20 protein-coding genes and 1 riboswitch are annotated in these 18,191 nt (G+C 59.7%); of the genes, 16 read left to right on the plus strand and 4 right to left on the minus strand.

What is annotated here, in order from left to right; genetic code table 11:
- Window positions 1-2: 2 nt before the first annotated feature.
- Entirely contained in the window at window positions 3-665 is a 663-nt protein-coding gene (locus AC07VR_RS26100) for a class I SAM-dependent methyltransferase (protein ID WP_494993708.1), read from the plus strand.
- A 143-nt stretch (window positions 666-808) separates the two neighbouring features.
- Here the strand turns inward: AC07VR_RS26100 and AC07VR_RS26105 are convergent, their stop codons facing one another.
- Window positions 809-1,393 carry a hypothetical protein gene (locus AC07VR_RS26105; protein ID WP_495012981.1) on the minus strand — a complete coding sequence of 195 codons (585 nt, stop codon included), beginning with the start codon at window positions 1,391-1,393 and terminating at the stop codon, window positions 809-811.
- Window positions 1,394-1,550: 157 nt separating this feature from the next.
- Window positions 1,551-1,786: riboswitch (cobalamin riboswitch) on the plus strand.
- Window positions 1,787-1,863: 77 nt separating this feature from the next.
- On the opposite strand from AC07VR_RS26105, the gene cobO reads away from it, so the two are divergent.
- The 13 genes from cobO (at window position 1,864) to AC07VR_RS26170 (ending at window position 12,749) form a co-directional block, all read left to right on the plus strand.
- The gene (cobO, locus tag AC07VR_RS26110; protein WP_494993710.1) at window positions 1,864-2,475 is read left to right on the plus strand and encodes a cob(I)yrinic acid a,c-diamide adenosyltransferase; all 612 of its coding nucleotides are present in this window, start codon (window positions 1,864-1,866) and stop codon (window positions 2,473-2,475) included.
- Window positions 2,476-2,485: 10 nt separating this feature from the next.
- Window positions 2,486-3,868: a cobyrinic acid a,c-diamide synthase CobB gene (locus tag AC07VR_RS26115; protein WP_494993711.1), complete on the plus strand. Its 1,383-nt coding sequence runs from the start codon at window positions 2,486-2,488 to the stop codon at window positions 3,866-3,868.
- Window positions 3,865-4,515, plus strand: a complete 651-nt coding sequence (gene bluB, locus AC07VR_RS26120; protein WP_494993712.1) for a 5,6-dimethylbenzimidazole synthase — start codon at window positions 3,865-3,867, stop codon at window positions 4,513-4,515. The genes AC07VR_RS26115 and bluB overlap by 4 nt, the downstream gene beginning before the upstream one ends.
- Window positions 4,512-5,420: an adenosylcobinamide-phosphate synthase CbiB gene (gene cbiB / locus AC07VR_RS26125; RefSeq protein ID WP_494993713.1), complete on the plus strand. Its 909-nt coding sequence runs from the start codon at window positions 4,512-4,514 to the stop codon at window positions 5,418-5,420. Before bluB ends, cbiB begins: the two co-directional genes overlap by 4 nt.
- Window positions 5,413-6,408 carry a threonine-phosphate decarboxylase CobD gene (cobD, locus tag AC07VR_RS26130; RefSeq protein ID WP_494993714.1) on the plus strand — a complete coding sequence of 332 codons (996 nt, stop codon included), beginning with the start codon at window positions 5,413-5,415 and terminating at the stop codon, window positions 6,406-6,408. The genes cbiB and cobD overlap by 8 nt, the downstream gene beginning before the upstream one ends.
- A complete protein-coding gene (locus AC07VR_RS26135) occupies window positions 6,405-7,856 on the plus strand; it encodes a cobyric acid synthase (protein WP_495012982.1) in 1,452 nt (483 codons plus the stop codon). The genes cobD and AC07VR_RS26135 overlap by 4 nt, the downstream gene beginning before the upstream one ends.
- Before the next feature lie 150 nt (window positions 7,857-8,006).
- On the plus strand, window positions 8,007-8,528 hold the full coding sequence (gene cobU, locus AC07VR_RS26140; RefSeq protein WP_495012983.1) for a bifunctional adenosylcobinamide kinase/adenosylcobinamide-phosphate guanylyltransferase: 522 nt from the start codon (window positions 8,007-8,009) through the stop codon (window positions 8,526-8,528).
- Window positions 8,525-9,580 (plus strand): nicotinate-nucleotide--dimethylbenzimidazole phosphoribosyltransferase, encoded by a 1,056-nt coding sequence (cobT, locus tag AC07VR_RS26145; protein WP_494993717.1) that lies wholly within the window; start codon window positions 8,525-8,527, stop codon window positions 9,578-9,580. Before cobU ends, cobT begins: the two co-directional genes overlap by 4 nt.
- The gene (cobC, locus tag AC07VR_RS26150) at window positions 9,577-10,149 is read left to right on the plus strand and encodes an alpha-ribazole phosphatase family protein (RefSeq protein WP_495012984.1); all 573 of its coding nucleotides are present in this window, start codon (window positions 9,577-9,579) and stop codon (window positions 10,147-10,149) included. The genes cobT and cobC overlap by 4 nt, the downstream gene beginning before the upstream one ends.
- Window positions 10,150-10,151: 2 nt before the next feature.
- Window positions 10,152-10,883 carry an adenosylcobinamide-GDP ribazoletransferase gene (locus AC07VR_RS26155; protein ID WP_495012985.1) on the plus strand — a complete coding sequence of 244 codons (732 nt, stop codon included), beginning with the start codon at window positions 10,152-10,154 and terminating at the stop codon, window positions 10,881-10,883.
- Between the two features lie 81 nt (window positions 10,884-10,964).
- The gene (locus AC07VR_RS26160; RefSeq protein WP_495012986.1) at window positions 10,965-11,369 is read left to right on the plus strand and encodes a MarR family winged helix-turn-helix transcriptional regulator; all 405 of its coding nucleotides are present in this window, start codon (window positions 10,965-10,967) and stop codon (window positions 11,367-11,369) included.
- A 52-nt stretch (window positions 11,370-11,421) separates the two neighbouring features.
- Window positions 11,422-12,630, plus strand: a complete 1,209-nt coding sequence (locus tag AC07VR_RS26165) for an MFS transporter (protein ID WP_495012987.1) — start codon at window positions 11,422-11,424, stop codon at window positions 12,628-12,630.
- A complete protein-coding gene (locus AC07VR_RS26170) occupies window positions 12,627-12,749 on the plus strand; it encodes a hypothetical protein (RefSeq protein WP_495012988.1) in 123 nt (40 codons plus the stop codon). Before AC07VR_RS26165 ends, AC07VR_RS26170 begins: the two co-directional genes overlap by 4 nt.
- A 171-nt stretch (window positions 12,750-12,920) precedes the next feature.
- Here AC07VR_RS26170 and AC07VR_RS26175 read toward each other — a convergent pair whose 3' ends face one another.
- The 3 genes from AC07VR_RS26175 to AC07VR_RS26185 all read right to left on the minus strand — a co-directional run bounded on the left by AC07VR_RS26175 (window position 12,921) and on the right by AC07VR_RS26185 (window position 15,316).
- Window positions 12,921-14,192, minus strand: coding sequence for an OmpP1/FadL family transporter (locus AC07VR_RS26175; RefSeq protein WP_495012989.1), 1,272 nt, complete (start codon window positions 14,190-14,192; stop codon window positions 12,921-12,923).
- Window positions 14,193-14,337: 145 nt separating this feature from the next.
- Entirely contained in the window at window positions 14,338-14,820 is a 483-nt protein-coding gene (locus AC07VR_RS26180; protein WP_494993724.1) for a hypothetical protein, read from the minus strand.
- A gap of 271 nt (window positions 14,821-15,091) precedes the next feature.
- Window positions 15,092-15,316, minus strand: coding sequence for a hypothetical protein (locus AC07VR_RS26185; protein WP_019407963.1), 225 nt, complete (start codon window positions 15,314-15,316; stop codon window positions 15,092-15,094).
- Between the two features lie 984 nt (window positions 15,317-16,300).
- Between AC07VR_RS26185 and AC07VR_RS26190 the strand changes: the two genes are divergently transcribed.
- Together AC07VR_RS26190 and AC07VR_RS26195 are read left to right on the plus strand one after the other, a co-directional pair.
- Window positions 16,301-16,624 (plus strand): sel1 repeat family protein, encoded by a 324-nt coding sequence (locus tag AC07VR_RS26190; protein ID WP_494993725.1) that lies wholly within the window; start codon window positions 16,301-16,303, stop codon window positions 16,622-16,624.
- A 175-nt stretch (window positions 16,625-16,799) separates the two neighbouring features.
- Window positions 16,800-18,164, plus strand: coding sequence for a DNA recombination protein RmuC (locus AC07VR_RS26195; RefSeq protein WP_494993857.1), 1,365 nt, complete (start codon window positions 16,800-16,802; stop codon window positions 18,162-18,164).
- Window positions 18,165-18,191 lie beyond the last annotated feature (27 nt).

Genomic DNA, 18,191 nt, shown 5'->3' on the forward strand with positions numbered 1-18,191 from the left:
TCATGACCGCTCGCACTCTCAATCTCGACGATTCCCTCTACAGCTATCTGCTGGATGTTTCCCTGCGCGAAACGCCGTTGTTGCGCCGCTTGCGTGACGAAACCCAGGCCTTGCCCATGGCCCGCTGGCAGGTGGCGCCCGAGCAGGGTCAGTTCCTCGCGTTGTTGGTCAAGCTGACCGGCGCCAGGCGTTTGCTGGAAGTCGGTACTTTCACCGGCTACAGCGCCTTGTGCATGGCCGCAGCCTTGCCGGATGACGGTACCTTGATTTGCTGCGATATCCCGGGTGATTACAACGCCACTGCACGCCGTTACTGGCAGGAGGCGGGTGTGGCGCAGCGAATTGATTTGCGTCTGGCGCCTGCACTGGAAACCCTGGCGCAGATCGAGCAGCAAGGGCAGGGTGGCTGTTTCGACTTGATCTTCATCGATGCTGACAAAGCCAACTATCCTGCCTATCTGGAGAGTGCCTTGCGTCTGCTGCGAAGTGGCGGTCTGGCGATTTTCGATAACACGCTGTGGAGCGGGCGGGTGCTTGAGGTGAATCCTGAGAGTGAAGACACTCGAGCCATCCAGGCATTGAACCGCGCCTTGAAGGATGACTTGCGTGTCGATTTGTCACTGTTGCCGTTAGGCGATGGCCTGACGTTGTGCCGCAAACTGTAGGAGCACAGCTTGCTGGCGATGGCGATGGCGATGGCGATGGCGATGGCGATGGCAGTGGCGAGTTGCGGCTTGAGTATGCTGGTTCCCCTATGAATGCACCGATGTAACCATAGAGAGGCGAAGCTGCCCGGTGGTTCAGCGTTTCAGCCGCGGGCTTCTTTGAATAGCACGGCGACGCCCGGATGATAGTTGCCTGCTTCATTGCGCAACTTGTGATAGGGGTAAGGGAAGTACCAGGCCACGGCGCAGGTATGTTCCTTTTGCAGATCGTCGACCATGTCCTGGAGTTCTTCTGGGGTGGCGCTGTGTTGTGGTTTGTGTGGCGCTACGAACAGGCAACCGAGCTTCAGATCGCTGGCGTAGCTGATCTTCCTGGCATCGCTCACGGCGTCGAGCAGCGCTTGAGTGAGGTTCAGGTTATTGACCCGCGGCCAGCGCTGGGTGGCCTGGATGTAGACCCGTTCCTCATTGGTGGCGATGTAGAGGTCGGCACGTCCATTGCGGTCGCCGTCTTCCTGCTGTTTTTTCGTCGGGGTCTGTTCCAGTGTCACCATTTCCGACATCCAGGCGGCAGCCGAGAGCAGCCCAAGGTTGGTGCGTTCATCAAACCAATAAGGGGATTCGTTATCACCGCGTACCTGGATGTAGCGATCGATACATTCAAACCAGCGCTCCAGCACTGGGCGCAGGAATTCCAGCTTCGGATTGCTGATGATCATGCCTTGCATGTTGCCCACCTTTATTTTTGTGATGTTAGTGTTGTGGCTATTTGATATCACTGCTTTCAGTGTGGCACAAGATTGGCGTCAGTTTATTGAACGACGGCACATAATATCGCGGGCGAACGCCCCGGGTTTAATTGACGCTCCACCCCCAACCCTCTAACCTTCGCGACTTGTTTCAGGTGCTCTGTGACCCAAGGTCGACAGAGTGAAACAGGGAAGCCGGTGAGTGTGCGTTCTTTAACAGAACGGACAGCGATCCCGGCGCTGCCCCCGCAACGGTAAATGAGTCAAGGCTGCGCTTTTGGCCACTGTGTCGACTGTCGATACGGGAAGGCGTGCAGCTCGGCAGCGATGCCCCTCATGAGCCCGGAGACCGGCCTGATCCATCCAGCGGCATCACGGTGGGCGATGCCAGGCTTATGCCGTCTATTTCTATTCCTGCCCCCCCGTTATCGTTCCAACGGAGAGCTGCCATGACTGAATCCCCCGATCGTGACGAACGCCATCTGGCGCGTATGTTGCGCAAAAAAGCCGTGATCGACGAGCGTATTGCCAACTCGCCGAACGAGTGCGGGCTGCTGTTGGTCCTGACCGGCAACGGCAAAGGCAAGAGCAGTTCTGCCTTTGGCATGCTTGCACGGGCCATGGGCCACGGAATGAAATGCGGCGTGGTGCAGTTCATCAAGGGTCGCAACAGCACCGGGGAGGAGCTGTTCTTTCGACGCTTTCCCGAGCAAGTACGCTTTCACGTCATGGGCGAAGGCTTCACCTGGGAAACCCAGGATCGCCAGCGTGACATCGCCGCAGCCGAAGCGGCCTGGGAAGTGTCCCGTGAACTGCTGCGTGACCCGGCCATTGGCCTGGTGGTGCTTGACGAGCTGAACATCGCCCTCAAGCACGGTTATCTCGACCTGGACCTGGTTCTCAGCGATTTGCAGGCTCGCCCGCCAATGCAGCACGTGCTGGTAACCGGCCGCGGCGCCAAGCCCGAAATGATTGATCTGGCCGACACGGTTACCGAAATGGGCGTGCTCAAACATGCGTTCCAGGCCGGGATCAAAGCGCAAAAGGGCATTGAGCTGTGAGTATTGAAGCATGAGTGATGCACGTCATTGTCCGGCGGTATTGATCGCCGCACCGGCTTCCGGTCAGGGCAAGACCACCGTGACCGCCGCGCTGGCCCGCTTGCATCGCAATCAGGGGCGCAAGGTCCGGGTATTCAAGTGCGGTCCGGACTTTCTCGACCCGATGATTCTCGAGCGCGCCAGCGGCGCGCCGGTGTATCAATTGGACATGTGGATGGTCGGCGAACAAGAAAGCCGTCGACTGCTGTGGGAAGCGGCGGGCGAGGCTGACCTGATCCTGATCGAAGGCGTCATGGGCCTGTTCGACGGTACGCCGTCCAGCGCCGATTTGGCGCGGCACTTCGGCGTACCGGTGCTCGCCGTGATCGACGGTACGGCCATGGCCCAGACGTTCGGTGCTCTGGCCTTGGGGCTGGCGCGCTATCAGGCGGACTTGCCGTTTGCCGGCGTTCTGGCCAACCGGGTTGGCACGTTGCGCCACGCGCAATTGCTCGAAGGCAGCCTGACCGAAGGCCTGCGCTGGTATGGCGCGCTGTCTCGCGAAACCGGGATCGAACTGCCGAGCCGCCACCTGGGCCTGGTGCAGGCCAGCGAACTGAATGATCTGGATCTGCGCCTCGACGCGGCGGCCGAAGCCTTGGCCAGCAGTTGTGAAGTGGCGTTGCCGCCGGCAGTCGGGTTCGCTGCGCCTGAGGTTGTCGTCGCCGAGCCATTATTGGCCGGTGTGCGGATTGCCGTGGCTCGCGATGAGGCATTTGCTTTCACCTACGGGGCGAGCCTGGACCTGCTACGGGCGATGGGCGCCGAGTTGCTGTTCTTTTCGCCGATCCATGATCGCGAACTGCCCGAGGCTGACAGCTTGTACCTGCCGGGCGGCTACCCGGAATTGCATCATGTTGCGCTGGCGGAAAACGCCACGATGCTGGCTGCGATCCGCGCGCACCACGCGGCCGACAAGCCGTTGCTGGCCGAGTGTGGCGGCATGTTGTATCTGCTCGACTCCCTGACCGATGTCGACGGTCAGCGCGCCGAACTGGTGGGGTTGCTCGCCGGCGAAGCGGTGATGCAAAAGCGTCTCGCGGCGTTGGCCTTGCAGGCAGTTGATCTGCCAGAGGGCTCGTTGCGCGGCCACACCTATCATCACTCGCTGACCAGTACAGCGCTTGAGCCGATAGCCCGGGGCCTGAGTCCTAACGGTGGGCGTGGCGCCGAAGCGGTCTACCGTGACGGTCGAATGACCGCTTCCTATGTGCACTTCTATTTCCCTTCCAATCCCTCTGCGGTGGCCGCACTTTTTGCGCCTGGCTCGCAAACCGCTATCGCGAGCAAGCTCGCTCCCACACTAGATCGTGTACTTCCTGTAGGAGCGAGCTTGCTCGCGAAGAGGCCATGACCGACAACGCCTTTAGTCCGGCCGAACGTGAGGCTGTTTATCGCGTGATTGGCGAGCGCCGCGACATGCGTCACTTTGCTGGCGGCACCGTCGAGCCCGAACTGCTCAGGCGTCTGCTCGAGGCCGCCCATCAAGCTCCAAGCGTGGGCCTGATGCAGCCGTGGCGGTTTATCCGCATCACCGACCGCCCGTTGCGCGGCAAAATTCAGCAACTGGTCGAAGAAGAACGTGTACGCACTGCCGAGGCGCTGGGCGAACGTTCCGACGACTTCATGAAGTTGAAAGTCGAAGGCATCAACGACTGCGCTGAAGTGCTGGTCGCCGCGCTGATGGACGATCGCGAGCGGCATATCTTTGGGCGCCGGACCTTGCCGGAGATGGACATGGCGTCGTTGTCCTGCGCTATTCAGAATCTCTGGCTGGCGTCCCGCGCCGAAGGCCTGGGGATGGGCTGGGTGTCGCTGTTCGAGCCCCAGGCGCTGGCCGACTTGCTGGGTCTGCCGGCCGGGGCCAAACCGCTGGCGGTATTGTGCCTGGGTCCGGTCACGGCGTTTTATCCGGCCCCCATGTTGGTGCTTGAAGGCTGGGCGCAGCCGCGCCCGCTGAGTGAATTGCTGTATGAGAATTATTGGGGAGTGAGTCAATGAGTGTGGCGTTGTTGAGTGCCGCCGCGGTCGCGCTGGATGCGCTGCTGGGCGAACCCAGGCGCTGGCATCCGCTGGTGGCGTTCGGCCGTTTTGCCGATCGCATCGAGCAACGTTTCAACTCCGGCGGTCGTGGCTGGCGCAGTCACGGCGTCACTGCCTGGGTGATGGCGGTGTTGCCGCTGACTCTATTGGTGACCGCCTTTGCCTGGCTGCCATATATCGGTTGGCTGGTCGAGATCCTCGCGTTGTATTGCGCCCTTGGCTTGCGCAGCCTTGGCGAGCATGTCAAGCCGGTCGCTCAGGCTCTGCGCAGCGATGATCTGGAGCAAGCACGACGTCGAGTGGGCTATCTGGTCAGCCGTCAGACCAGTGAGCTTGATTCCACGGAAGTCGCCCGGGCCGCCACTGAGTCGGTGTTGGAAAACGGTAGCGATGCGGTGTTCGCTGCGTTGTTCTGGTTTGCCGTCGCCGGCGCACCGGGGGTGGTGCTGTATCGCCTGAGTAATACGCTGGACGCGATGTGGGGCTATCGCAATGAACGCTTCGAACGCTTTGGCTGGGCGGCGGCGAAGATCGACGATGCTCTTAACTATATTCCTGCTCGCCTGGTTGCCCTGACCTACGCGCTCTTGGGCAAGACCCGTCTGGCGCTGAAGTGCTGGCGGACTCAGGGACCCACCTGGGACAGCCCGAACGCAGGTCCGGTAATGGCAGCGGGCGCGGGGGCCTTGGGCGTAGAGTTGGGCGGGGCAGCGATCTACCACGGTGAACTGCACCAGCGTCCGCAACTGGGTGAGGGCGTGCCGGCTGATGCCAACTCCATCGACCGTGGCTGGCAACTGGTGCAGCGCGGGGTGTGGTTATGGTTGCTGATTTTCTGCGTGGGAGCTGAGCTCTATGCTTGACCACGGCGGACGGTTGCGCAAGGCCGCGCTGCAATACGGTATTGCCGAAGCGGATTGGCTGGACCTGTCCAGTGGCCTTGCGCCTTGGCCGTGGCCGGTACCGCAAATCCCTCTGCGGGCCTGGGCGCGTTTGCCGGAAACCGATGATGGTCTTGAGCAAGCCGCCTGCGATTACTACGGCGCGACTCAAGTGCTACCGGTTCCGGGCTCGCAAGCGGCAATCCAGTTGCTGCCGCGATTACGCCGTGCCGGCAAGGTTGGCGTGCTCTCGCCCTGTTACGCCGAGCATGCCGAGGCATGGCGCCGCTGCGGCTACATCGTGCGTGAGGTGCTGGAGCAGGAAGTAGACTTCTTTCTCGACCACCTTGACGTGCTGGTGGTGGTCAACCCGAATAACCCCACCGGCCTGAGCCTGACCCCGGATCGGTTACTCGACTGGCATGCTCGACTGGCGCAACGCGGCGGCTGGCTGGTGGTCGATGAAGCGTTCATGGACAACACACCGCAGCTCAGTCTGGCCGCTCATGCCAATCAGGTCGGGTTGATCGTTTTGCGATCATTCGGCAAGTTTTTCGGTTTGGCCGGTGTACGTCTGGGCTTCGTGCTGGCCGAGCGCAAACTGCTCAAATTGCTCGCCGAACAGGTCGGACCCTGGGCGGTCAGTGGGCCGACACGGGTGTTGGGGCAGGTTTGCCTGCGCGATACGGTGGGGCATGCCCGGCAACGTCTGCGCAGCGAAGAAGCCAGTCAACGGTTGACGCAAGTGCTTGAGCACCATGGATTCAAGCCACAGGGCGGCTGCGCCTTGTTCCAATGGCTGATCACTGAGCGCGCTGAACATCTGCACGAATTCATGGCTCAACGCGGCATTCTGTTGCGGTTGTTTACCCACAACAGCAGCCTGCGTTTCGGCTTGCCGGCCGATGAAGCCGATTGGCTGCGCCTCAATCAAGCGTTAGAGGCCTACACCAAGGAACAAACACCATGACCACGCTGATGGTGCAAGGCACCACCTCGGACGCCGGTAAAAGTACGCTGGTAACGGCGCTGTGCCGCTGGCTGACCCGCCAAGGCGTCCGCGTCGTGCCCTTCAAACCGCAGAACATGGCGCTCAATAGCGCGGTAACGGCGGATGGCGGCGAGATCGGTCGTGCACAAGCGGTGCAGGCTCAGGCCGCCAATCTTGAACCGCACACCGACATGAACCCGGTGCTGCTCAAGCCCAACAGTGAGACCGGCGCGCAGGTGATCATTCATGGTCGCGCGGTGACCAGCATGAACGCCGTGGCCTATCACGACTACAAATCCATCGCCATGCAGGCGGTTTTGGCTTCCCATCAACGCTTGAGTGCTGCCTACCCGGTGGTGATGGTCGAGGGCGCGGGTTCGCCGGCCGAGATTAATCTGCGTGCTGGCGATATCGCCAACATGGGGTTTGCCGAAGCGGTGGACTGCCCGGTGTTGCTGATCGCTGACATCAATCGCGGTGGAGTGTTTGCCCATTTGGTGGGCACTTTGGAATTGTTGTCGGCCAGCGAGCAGGCACGGGTCAAAGGCTTCATCATCAACCGTTTTCGTGGCGACATTGCCTTGCTGCAACCGGGCCTCGACTGGCTCCAGGAGCGCACCGGCAAGCCGGTAGTTGGCGTGTTGCCATACGTGATGGACCTGCACCTGGAGGCTGAAGACGGCATCGATCAGCGTCAGACCGACAAGGTCGGGCAGGTGTTGAAAGTGGTGGTGCCGGTCTTGCCGCGCATCAGCAACCACACCGATTTCGATCCGCTGCGTCTGCACCCGCAAGTCGATCTGCAATTCGTCGGTCCGGGCCAGCCGATTCCTCCGGCTGATTTGATTGTTCTTCCCGGTTCGAAAAGCGTACGCAGCGACCTCGCGTTCTTGCGCGCCAACGGCTGGGACACGGCTATCTCGCGGCACCTGCGCTACGGCGGCAAGCTGCTGGGAATCTGCGGCGGTTTGCAGATGCTCGGCGAGCAGTTGCATGACCCGCTGGGGCTTGAAGGTGCGCCGGGGTCCAGTGCCGGTCTGGGCCTGCTGGCCTTCGCCACAGTCCTTGAAGAAGAGAAGCAACTGCGCAACGTACGCGGCCATCTGGCGCTGGAAGACGCGCCAGTCAACGGTTATGAGATTCATGCCGGAGTCACTACCGGTGCCGCGCTGGAGCGGGCTGCCGTGTATCTGGATGACGGCCGCAGTGATGGCGCGCAAAGTACGGACGGGCAGATTTTCGGCACCTATCTGCATGGCCTGTTCGAGTCGTCGGCGGCTTGCAGTGCGCTGTTGCGCTGGGCGGGTTTGCAGGAGGTGCAGGAGGTGGACTACCACTCCTTGCGCGAGCGTGACATTGAGCGCTTGGCCGATCTGGTGGAAAAGCATCTTGATACGAGCTATTTGCGCGAACTCTGTGGGATTTAGGGTGAGTGTTATGGCCCTATCGCGAGCAAGCTCGCTCCTACATTTAATCCGGCAGGGCACGCAATTGCGGCACAACGAAAATCCACTGTAGGAGCGAGCTTGCTCGCGATGGGGCCAGTGGCCGCACCGCTAAATTGAAGGGATATGACCATGCTGCAACTGATCCTCGGCGGCGCCCGCTCCGGTAAAAGTCGTCTGGCTGAAAAACTCGCCTGCGACAGCGGTCTGGCCGTGACTTATATAGCGACCAGCCAGCCGCTGGATGGCGAAATGAACGAGCGCATTGCCCATCATCGCCAGCGTCGTCCGGTTGAATGGTCGTTGATCGAAGAACCCTTGGAGCTGGCCCGCGTATTGCGCGACACCGCCAGCGCCGAACGTTGCCTGCTGGTGGATTGCCTGACCTTGTGGCTGACCAACCTGCTGATGCTGGAAAACCCCGAGCGCCTGGCCCTTGAGCGTGAGGCGCTGCTGGAGTGCCTGGGGTCTTTGCCGGGTGAAATTGTTTTTGTCAGCAACGAGACCGGTCTGGGTGTCGTGCCGCTGGGCGAATTGACTCGCCGCTATGTCGATGAAGCCGGTTGGTTGCATCAAGCCCTGGCTGAGCGCTGTCAGCGTGTTGTACTGACCGTCGCCGGCCTGCCCCTGACTTTGAAAGGAACTGCGTTATGAATAACTCCTGGTGGCTGAACCCGTGCAAACCGATCGATGCACTGGCTTACGAGCAGGCGGCGGTCCGTCAGCAGCAATTGACCAAGCCGGCCGGTTCCCTGGGCCAGCTTGAGTCTATCGCGGTGCAGTTGGCCGGGTTGCAAGGGCGTATCAAGCCGAGTCTGAATCAGTTATGGATTGCGATCTTTGCAGGTGACCACGGCGTAGTCGCTGAAGGCGTCTCGGCGTTCCCTCAGGAAGTCACCGGGCAGATGCTGCACAACTTCGTCAGCGGCGGTGCGGCAATCAGCGTGTTGGCGCGGCAACTGGGGGCGCAGCTCGAAGTAGTCGATCTGGGCACTGTCACGCCTTCGCTGAATCTGCCGGGCGTGCGTCATCTGAACATTGGCGCTGGCACACAGAACTTTGTTAACGGCCCCGCCATGACGCATGCTCAAGGCGAATTAGCCCTGCAAGCCGGACGGGACAGCGTGCGCCGTGCCATTGCGGCAGGTGCCGAGCTGTTTATCGGCGGTGAGATGGGCATCGGCAACACCACGGCTGCGAGCGCCGTGGCCTGCGCGTTGCTCGATTGTCCGGTGGCGCATCTGGTTGGGCCTGGCACTGGCCTGAATGCCGCGGGCGTCAGCCATAAAGTGCACGTCATCGAGCGCGCGCTGGCATTGCATGCCGCCCAGCGCGGCGATGCGCTGCTGACCTTGTTCAATCTCGGCGGTTTTGAAATCGCGGCGCTGGTCGGGGCTTATCTGGCCTGTGCCCAGGAAGGGGTGGCCGTGCTGGTGGACGGCTTCATCTGCAGCGTCGCGGCGTTGGTCGCGGTGCGCTTGAATCCTGCGTGTCGCGACTGGCTGCTGTTTGGTCACCGCGGTGCCGAGCCGGGTCATCGTCATGTGCTTGAGGCATTGAAGGCCGAGCCTTTGCTAGAGCTTGGCTTACGCCTGGGTGAGGGCAGTGGTGCCGCGTTGGCAGTGCCGTTGTTGCGACTGGCCTGTGACCTGCATGGCCAAATGGCAACCTTCGCGGAAGCGGCTGTGGCGGATCGCCCGGCATGATGCAACTGGACCTGCTGCGCCACGGCGAAACTGAACTCGGTGGCGGTTTGCGCGGCAGTCTGGATGACGCGTTGACGGCCAAGGGCTGGGAGCAAATGCGCACCGCGGTGCTGGCAAAGGGGCCGTGGGATCGACTGGTCAGCTCGCCGTTGCAACGTTGCGCACGTTTCGCAGAGGAACTGGGCGCACGTCTTGGGTTGCCGGTGCAGCTGGAAAAAGACCTGCAAGAACTGCATTTCGGTACCTGGGAAGGGCAGAGCGCAGCGGCGTTGATGGAAACCGACGCCGAAGCGCTGGGCCTGTTCTGGGCGGATCCCTACGGGTTCACCCCGCCAGGGGGCGAGCCGGTGACGCAGTTTTCGGCACGGGTGCTGGCGGCGGTCGAGCGGCTGCACCAAACCTATGCCGGTGAGCGGGTGTTGCTGATCAGCCATGGCGGGGTCATGCGTTTGCTGTTGGCCCAGGCTCGTGGTCTGCCCCGCGAGCAATTGCTCAATGTTGAAGTCGGCCACGGTGCGCTGTTTTCACTGCGGGTCGAGGCCAATCTCAGGTTGAGCGAAGGAATCTGAACATGCTGCCTTTCTGGATCGCCCTGCAATTTCTCAGCAGCTTGCCGATACGTCTGCCGGGTATGCCGCAGCCGCAGGAACTGGGCCGTTCGTTGCTGTTTTATCCGCTGATCGGGTTGCTGCTCGGCGGATTGTTGTGGACGTTGAACTGGGGACTCGCCGGGGCGCCCTTGTTGTTGCACGCTGCGCTGTTGCTGACTGCCTGGGTCTTGTTCAGCGGTGGTTTGCATCTGGATGGCCTGGCCGATAGCGCCGATGCCTGGCTGGGTGGTTTTGGTGATCGTGAGCGCACCCTGACCATCATGAAGGACCCGCGCAGCGGGCCGATTGCGGTCGTGACGCTGGTGTTGGTGCTGCTGCTCAAATTTGCCGCGTTGCTGGCGCTGATCGAGCAGCAGCACAGCATTGCGTTGATCCTGGCGCCTTTGATCGGCCGCAGCGCGTTGCTGGGGTTGTTTCTGACGACGCCTTACGTGCGAGCCGGTGGGCTGGGACAGGCATTGGCTGATCATCTTCCGCGTATGGCCGGTAAACAGGTCTTGGTGCTGAGCACGGTGGCCTGTGTGCTGATCGCGGGATTACACGGTGTGTTTGCCGCAGTGCTGGCGGCAGCGGTGTTCTTCTGGTTGCGACAAGTAATGATGCGGCGGCTGGGTGGGACTACTGGCGATACCGCAGGCGCCTTATTGGAGCTGCTGGAAGTGGCGGTGCTGGTCGGATTAGCGTTGGTCTGATGATTTGCAAAACGAAGAAGAACGTACCGTAGCGATCCTTCAAAACTTGCTTTCCCTCAACCGCGGGTATATACACGCACTATGCTTCCTTCCCAATGTTTATGCACCAACCTGCGTCGTGCCGCCCGAGGCGTCAGCAGGTATTACGACGGCGCTCTCGACGGCTTCGGGATCAACGTTGCGCAGTATTCTTTACTGTGCAATTTACAACGTCTGGATCAACCGAGCATTTCGACCCTGGCGCAGGCCATGGGCCTGGACCGCAGTACCCTGGGGCGCAATCTGCGGGTGCTGGAGGGTGAAGGTCTGGTTACGCTGGTCGAGGGTGAAGATCATCGCAATCGTGTTGTACTGCTCACTGAAACCGGGCTAGAGCGACTGGCGGCGGCCTTGCCGGCGTGGGAAGCGGCGCAGCAGCGTTTGATCGAGAAACTGGGTGCAGAAAAGCGGGAAACCTTGCTGGCCTTGCTGGACGAGCTTGCCTGAAGGCAATAAGTCCGATCATAAGCGGGTATATACCCGCTACCGGAGAACAAGAATGACATCGATGTGGCGTACCAGCGGTTGGGTTCTTCTCGGGAGTGCGCTGATTCTCGCGTTGTCCCTGGGAGTGCGACATGGCTTTGGGTTGTTTCTGGCACCGATGAGTGCGGAGTTTGGTTGGGGGCGTGAGGTGTTTGCGTTCGCCATTGCCTTGCAGAACCTGATCTGGGGCCTGGCGCAACCCTTTACCGGTGCGCTGGCCGACCGTTTCGGCGCGGCGAAAGTGGTGCTGCTCGGCGGGGTGTTGTATGCCCTCGGATTGGTGTGCATGGGGTTGTCCGATTCGGCCTGGTCGTTATCGCTCAGTGCTGGTTTGTTGATCGGTATCGGTCTGTCGGGCACCTCGTTCTCGGTGATTCTGGGGGTGGTTGGGCGTGCTGTTCCTCCCGAGAAGCGCAGCATGGCTATGGGGATCGCCAGTGCTGCCGGCTCTTTCGGCCAGTTCGCCATGTTGCCCGGGACCCTGGGGTTGATCGGTTGGCTTGGCTGGTCGGCGGCGCTGTTGGCGCTGGGTTTGCTGGTGGCGTTGATCGTGCCGTTGGTAAGCATGCTCAAGGACAACCCGTTGCCGGTATTCGGGCATGAGCAGACCTTGTCCGAGGCCGTGCGTGAGGCTTGCTCGCATTCCGGCTTCTGGCTGCTGGCGTTCGGTTTTTTTGTCTGTGGTTTTCAGGTGGTGTTTATCGGCGTGCATTTGCCGGCGTATCTGGTGGATCAGCATCTGCCCGCCACCACCGGAACCACAGTGTTGGCGCTGATCGGGCTGTTCAATATCTTCGGTACCTACACCGCTGGCTGGCTCGGCGGGCGGATGTCAAAGCCGCGCCTGCTGACCGGGCTGTATCTGTTGCGTGCGGTGGTGATCGGCCTGTTCCTGTGGGCACCGGTGACGCAGATCAGCGCCTATCTGTTTGGTATGGCCATGGGCTTCTTGTGGCTGTCGACCGTACCGCTGACTAACGGCACGGTGGCGACACTTTTCGGCGTGCGAAATCTGTCGATGCTCGGTGGCATCGTTTTCCTGTTCCATCAATTGGGTTCGTTCCTTGGCGGTTGGCTGGGCGGGGTTGTCTACGACCGGACCGGTAGCTATGACTTGATCTGGCAGGTTGCGATTCTCTTGAGCCTGATGGCCGCTGCGCTGAACTGGCCGGTGCGCGAACGTCCGGTTGCGCGCCTGCAAATGCAGGCAAGTGCGGTATGAACAGCTTCTGGCCATGGTCCGTCGGCTTGAGTGTCTGCGCGCTGGTATTGGCATTGGCCTGGTGGGGCTGGCATCAGGGCGGCCTGGCGCTGATGCAATTGGGCATCGGTACTTGTTAAAGGCTACTTGTCAGGGGTGCTCAGGGGCGAGTAACTTCGCCGTCTGACTTGAGGCGGTGGAAAAAGCCGTGGCTTCAAATCCCTGATCGCTGGCCACTAAAAAGCCCCGCCTCTGTACAAGAGTGCGGGGCTTTTCAATTCAACTGGCGAGCCGTTCAGGCTCGCTGTGAATCAGAAACGGTAGGTCGCGCCTGCACCGAAACCGTTTGCCCAGTTTTGATACTTGGCGTTGTAGGTTTGGCCACGGTCGTTGCTGTTGTTGATACCGACCGACTCTTCGTGCAGGTACGAGTACGCTACGTCGATGGTCAGATCGTCAGTCGGGCTCCAGCCGGCGCCGAGGCTGAAGATCTTCCGATCGCCGGTCGGGATGCGTGGAGAACGGTCGATGTTGTTGGTGGGTGCCTGGTCAAACGTCAGGCCGGTACGCAGCACCCATTGTTTGTTCAGCTTGTACGAAGCACCGATGGCGTGAGCCCAGGTGTTGTGCCAGTTCTGTTCTTCGGTGATGGTGCTGAATTGGCTGGCCAGCACAGGCTGAACGCCCTTGTTCTCGACCGTGATGTTTTCCAGGCGGCTCCAGCGGGTCCAGGTGCTGCCTGCGTAGAGGGTCCACCGGTCGTTCAACTCGTGAGTGAGCGATAAATCGACCGACTCAGGGGTTTCGATTTTCAGCGAGGCGTCATACTTCTGGCTGGCGCTCAGACCTATAGCGTTCAGCACGCCGTAGTCCACCTCGGTGTCCCCCTTGAGCTTGTACTTCACTTTCGAGTGATAGGTCAGGCCTACGCGGGTGCTGTCGGTAGCTTGTACCAGGACGCCGACGTTGTAGCCCAGCGCGGTATCGTCACCCTTGATCTTGACTCTGCCATCAGGGGCGGCCTGGGTGATCGACAGATTGGATTCCAGTGTGCCGTCGATATGGTTGATGGTCGGACCGAAGCCGATGGAAACCTTATCGTTGAACGCATAGCTGACGGTTGGTTGGAGGGTCAAAACCTTGACTTGGCTTTTGCTGCCGAAATAACGGCCGGCAAAACCGTTTTCGTAATCTGTTACCAGACCAAATGGCGCGTACATGCCGATACCGAACGCCCATTGGTCGTCGATTGGCTTGACGTAGTAGGCCATCGGGACGGCAATGAGTGGCACCATGTCGCCTTTGTTGGTGCCGCCGTTGGGGCTGGAGCTGGCGTGGCTGATATCGGTGTGAGCGTCGATCAGGGCAGCGCCACCGGTGACTTGTTCACGCTTGATGCGCGACATACCGGCAGGGTTACCATAAATTGTGCTTGCATCATCGGCAGAAGACGATCGTCCGGCGAACCCAGTACCCATCCCGCTGATGCTTTGTTCGTTGACGGCAAAGCCAGCTGCGAAAATCTGGGTGGATGCCAACGTAACGGCAAGGCTAAGCGTGGTTTTGAGTATTACTTTTTTCATTATTAGAACTCCTGGTGATCACCGACGCGAAAATTACCAACATTTTCATCCGAGCGCTATAGGTGGTATCGCTTGAGATAGAGCGGTTTTGTAGGACAATCAGACCAGAATCCGGGATTTTCGCGCAATCTTGCACGGATCCCGGTCAGCAGGCGAGTTGATTCAGAGGTGATACACAGGTTTGCCAGGCGCACGTGAAGTCCCTTAAGCGGCCTTGAGGCTGAAATGTCTGGCGCCAAATCCGGGCCATTCCCAGCAGATCATCTGCTTCGGGCAGGGGCGTGTTTTGCTCTTCTATCAGCAGCCAGGCAATGGCGGTGGCATAACGCAGGTTGACTGTCAGTTCGAGGTGCGGGCCACTGAGAAAGGCGTGCTGACTGGCCAGGCCACGAACCAGGCTCGCACGCTCCGGATCCAGGGCCAGGTAATGGTCCCAGAGCGCCTGATGGCGCGGCTCGGCGATACGGTACAAGCCATGTCCACGGCGGTCGTGAAGGGCGGAGCCGAGTGCGGATTGGCTGGCAGCGATACCCAGCAGCAACGCTTCGGCGGTAGGGCTGTGGCGCCCGAGGTAGATCAGCGTCGGGCGAATGACGTAACGGCATAGTTCGCTGGCGGCGATACCCATAAGCCCTCCAGGCGCGTTATTGGGCGGCGAGGTCTGAGGGGCTTGGCAGCAGTGGATCGGTTCAGACTCGCCGGAAGCGGATCACGCCGCTTGAGTTGAAGTCTAGTGTCATATTCGTGCTGTAAAGGTCTGTTTTTAAAATATTTCTGGCTTCGAGTTATAACCGTTAGATCCGTTGGTGCTATAAGCCAATTCGAATGAAATAGAAACCTTGGGCAATAAAAAAACCCTGCTGTCAGGCAGGGTTTTGGATTTTCAGCAGTCTGGCGTATCAGGCAATCAGTGCCTGACGGGTACGCTCGATCACAGCCTGCAGCGGCTCGGCGCTGGAGTATTGATCGGGGTACAGGCGTTCGCTGTGACGGGCGATGCCGTGTTCGTTGACCAGAGTGAAGCTGAAGCAGCCTTTGCGAGCGGCCATGATCAGGCAGTTCATTGGTGCAAAAGCGTTGGTGAGGGTGCGAATGGCATCCTGAGTGTGGATTTGAGTAGACATGTTGGTGTTCCTGCAAATGACACGGATAAGAACCGTGCAACGTTAAAACGTTCCAGTAACGTCGACCACCATTGGTCTGACGAAGAACCCGACTGGAACAAAGCAGCCAGTTAGAAGCGCTTTGATTTATGTGCGCTTGGGCTGGCAGGTAGGTACTTAGGAGGGCAGGCAGCACATCAGGGGCAAAGGTTCTGGGCCCAGGGTGAAGATCCTGATCAATCTGCAGGTTGGTTCGGTCAGAGTATGAGAACTTCGCAACACCCTTTGCATTCGATTCAAAGGCTGTGTCGTCGCAAGTTTTACCTGGAAACCATCGAGGTGGTCGATCCCGTGTTGTCGGTAGAGGCTTCTCTTTAGGGAAGGTGTACCGGGGGACTTGTTCGACCGTAATTGACTTTCAGCTTGGTACTAACGCCGCGGATAGTAACGGATTGAATTCAAGAATGGAAGTGTGTTAGGCAAAAAACTGCTGTTCGGCCAAAGCCGCAACCGTACTCCGCGAGCAGCAAGAGGGTGAACAGGAGAAGGCTAGCAGACAATCTGACCGGCAGTTGGCCAGTGTGGCTGCCGCAGGTACCGGTTGGAAGGCACCTATTTGAATGCTTGTCACTGGGTTCTTCCCGCAGCGTGTACCAAAAAAGTGCGCCGATATAACCGCCTCGAGAGGACTTGTGCACATTTGTTGCGCAGCGTGTCATCGCGCTGTCACCTCGTGTTCTTGAGCGATCGCTGCCTGTAGCAAAAATTTAAGTCAATGAAAAACATCGTTTTTTTTTACTGGTGAAAAAATCGTCAGTTTGACTGCGGGCCACGTTCCATGGGGGTTTGAGGGAGTTGCAGGACGGTTGTCCACTGAGTTATCCACAGCTTCTGTGGATTGTCCCAAGCGCTTGCTCTAGCACGGGCGTACAGGATTTTTTCGGCTTTACCCGTACGAAAAAAAGAGTAGAGTGGCGCGCCTTCCGATCTGCCCCACAGTACGTTATGAAGTTTCGCTCAGTATCTCCTTCTGCCACCTCCACACCTTCAGGTGTTATCGAACCCAAGCGCTTTTCGTTACGTGTCGCCATGTGGCTGCTCGACAGTCCGCGTCTGGGCAATAACCCTAACGTCAAGCACTTTGCCGGACGATTGCTCAAGCAACCGGCACGTGAGGGGGTGGTGGCCGCGCAAAGCCGTCTGGGGCAATTGATGTGTCGCGAATGCGGCAATGCCCGGGATCGGCGGATCGGTCATGATTTGTTGCGTCAGGCCGCCCGTGCAGGCGATCGACATGCCATGCGCGAGCTCGGTCAGATCCAGGATTGAGCTGTCCCTGGCCCGACGCCTTGGTTAACCTTCGTGCTTTATTTAATCGGCAGGAGTGGCTATGGCTATGGACTTGACCAGCATATTGCTGGGGCTGGCGGGTGCTGCACTGCCGTTATTGGTGCTGGTTTGGCAATTACAGCAACGCCTGAGTGCCCGGCAATCCGATTTGTCGCTGCTCGAGGAGCGTCTGAGCACGGCTCAACTCGCGCAAGAGGGGCTCAATGCCCAGCTCGATGCCAGTCGCGATGAAGTCAGCGACCTGAGCCAGGCCAATGCCACCAAGCAAGCGGATCTGGCGGCCGTTCGCCGTGAAATCGAACTGTTGCAGATCGAACGTGACAACGCTCGCGATGCCGCTCACGCCTGGAGTCTTGAACGCGCCAGCAAAGAAAGCGAGTTACGCAGGCTGGATGCCCAGGCCGCGTCACTCAGCGCCGAGCTGCGCGAACAACAGGAAAGCCATCAACAACGCCTGAGCGACCTGCAAGGTTCGCGGGATGAGTTACGTGCGCAGTTTGCGGAGTTGGCCGGGAAGATCTTCGATGAGCGTGAGCAGCGCTTTGCCGAGACCAGCCAGCAGCGCCTGGGTCAGTTGCTCGATCCACTGAAAGAACGCATTCAGTTGTTTGAAAAGCGTGTTGAAGAAAGCTATCAGGCCGAAGCCCGCGAGCGCTTCTCTCTGGCTAAAGAGCTCGAGCGGCTGCAGCAGTTGAACCTGCGCCTGAGCGACGAGGCGACCAACCTCACTCGCGCCCTCAAGGGCCAGAAAACCCAAGGCAACTGGGGTGAGTTGATTCTCGAGCGGGTACTTGAACATGCAGGTCTGGAGAAAGGCCGCGAGTACCAGACACAAGTCAGCCTCAAGGGCCCGGATGGTGAACGTTTTCAGCCGGACGTGCTGATCATGTTACCGGGTGACAAGCAGGTGGTGGTCGACTCCAAGGTCAGTCTCACTGCTTATCAGCAGTACGTGGTTGCCGATGACGAGGTAATCAGTCAGGCGGCCCTCAAACAGCATGTGTTGTCCCTGCGAAACCATGTCAAAGGTTTGGCCGGTAAGGACTACAAACGTCTGGAAGGCCTGCATAGTCTGGATTTCGTGCTGCTTTTTGTGCCGATCGAAGCGGCTTTTTCCGCCGCGTTGCAAGCGGAGCCGAATCTGTTTCAGGAAGCCTTTGACCGTAACATCGTGATCGTCAGCCCGACCACCTTGCTGGCGACTTTGCGGGTGATCGACAGCTTGTGGAAGCAGGAGCGCCAGAGCCAGAACGCTCGGGAGATCGCCGAGCGCGCGGGCTGGCTGTATGACAAGTTTGTGTTGTTCATTCAGGACCTGGACGAAGTCGGAAATCGCCTGCAGCAACTGGACAAGGCCTACAGCGCGGCACGCAACAAATTGACCGAAGGCCGCGGCAATCTGGTCAGCCGCAGCGAGCAGCTCAAGCTATTGGGTGCGCGGGCCAGCAAGAGTTTGCCGGCGGATCTGCTGGAGCGCGCGATGAGTGATGCGGACGGGATGGTGGAAATGCCGGACTAGTGGCCTGTGTGGCTAGTTCGTTAGCTC

It is taken from the genome of Pseudomonas sp. GW821-FHT02H09, assembly GCF_059421425.1.

Coding starts and splice junctions, on each gene's coding strand:
- AC07VR_RS26100 (WP_494993708.1), top strand. CDS start 3: ATGACCGCTCGCACTCTCAATCTCGACGATTCCCTCTACAGCTATCTG.
- AC07VR_RS26105 (WP_495012981.1), bottom strand. CDS start 1,393: ATGCAAGGCATGATCATCAGCAATCCGAAGCTGGAATTCCTGCGCCCA.
- cobO (WP_494993710.1), top strand. CDS start 1,864: ATGACTGAATCCCCCGATCGTGACGAACGCCATCTGGCGCGTATGTTG.
- AC07VR_RS26115 (WP_494993711.1), top strand. CDS start 2,486: ATGAGTGATGCACGTCATTGTCCGGCGGTATTGATCGCCGCACCGGCT.
- bluB (WP_494993712.1), top strand. CDS start 3,865: ATGACCGACAACGCCTTTAGTCCGGCCGAACGTGAGGCTGTTTATCGC.
- cbiB (WP_494993713.1), top strand. CDS start 4,512: ATGAGTGTGGCGTTGTTGAGTGCCGCCGCGGTCGCGCTGGATGCGCTG.
- cobD (WP_494993714.1), top strand. CDS start 5,413: ATGCTTGACCACGGCGGACGGTTGCGCAAGGCCGCGCTGCAATACGGT.
- AC07VR_RS26135 (WP_495012982.1), top strand. CDS start 6,405: ATGACCACGCTGATGGTGCAAGGCACCACCTCGGACGCCGGTAAAAGT.
- cobU (WP_495012983.1), top strand. CDS start 8,007: ATGCTGCAACTGATCCTCGGCGGCGCCCGCTCCGGTAAAAGTCGTCTG.
- cobT (WP_494993717.1), top strand. CDS start 8,525: ATGAATAACTCCTGGTGGCTGAACCCGTGCAAACCGATCGATGCACTG.
- cobC (WP_495012984.1), top strand. CDS start 9,577: ATGATGCAACTGGACCTGCTGCGCCACGGCGAAACTGAACTCGGTGGC.
- AC07VR_RS26155 (WP_495012985.1), top strand. CDS start 10,152: ATGCTGCCTTTCTGGATCGCCCTGCAATTTCTCAGCAGCTTGCCGATA.
- AC07VR_RS26160 (WP_495012986.1), top strand. CDS start 10,965: ATGCTTCCTTCCCAATGTTTATGCACCAACCTGCGTCGTGCCGCCCGA.
- AC07VR_RS26165 (WP_495012987.1), top strand. CDS start 11,422: ATGACATCGATGTGGCGTACCAGCGGTTGGGTTCTTCTCGGGAGTGCG.
- AC07VR_RS26170 (WP_495012988.1), top strand. CDS start 12,627: ATGAACAGCTTCTGGCCATGGTCCGTCGGCTTGAGTGTCTGCGCGCTG.
- AC07VR_RS26175 (WP_495012989.1), bottom strand. CDS start 14,192: ATGAAAAAAGTAATACTCAAAACCACGCTTAGCCTTGCCGTTACGTTG.
- AC07VR_RS26180 (WP_494993724.1), bottom strand. CDS start 14,820: ATGGGTATCGCCGCCAGCGAACTATGCCGTTACGTCATTCGCCCGACG.
- AC07VR_RS26185 (WP_019407963.1), bottom strand. CDS start 15,316: ATGTCTACTCAAATCCACACTCAGGATGCCATTCGCACCCTCACCAAC.
- AC07VR_RS26190 (WP_494993725.1), top strand. CDS start 16,301: ATGAAGTTTCGCTCAGTATCTCCTTCTGCCACCTCCACACCTTCAGGT.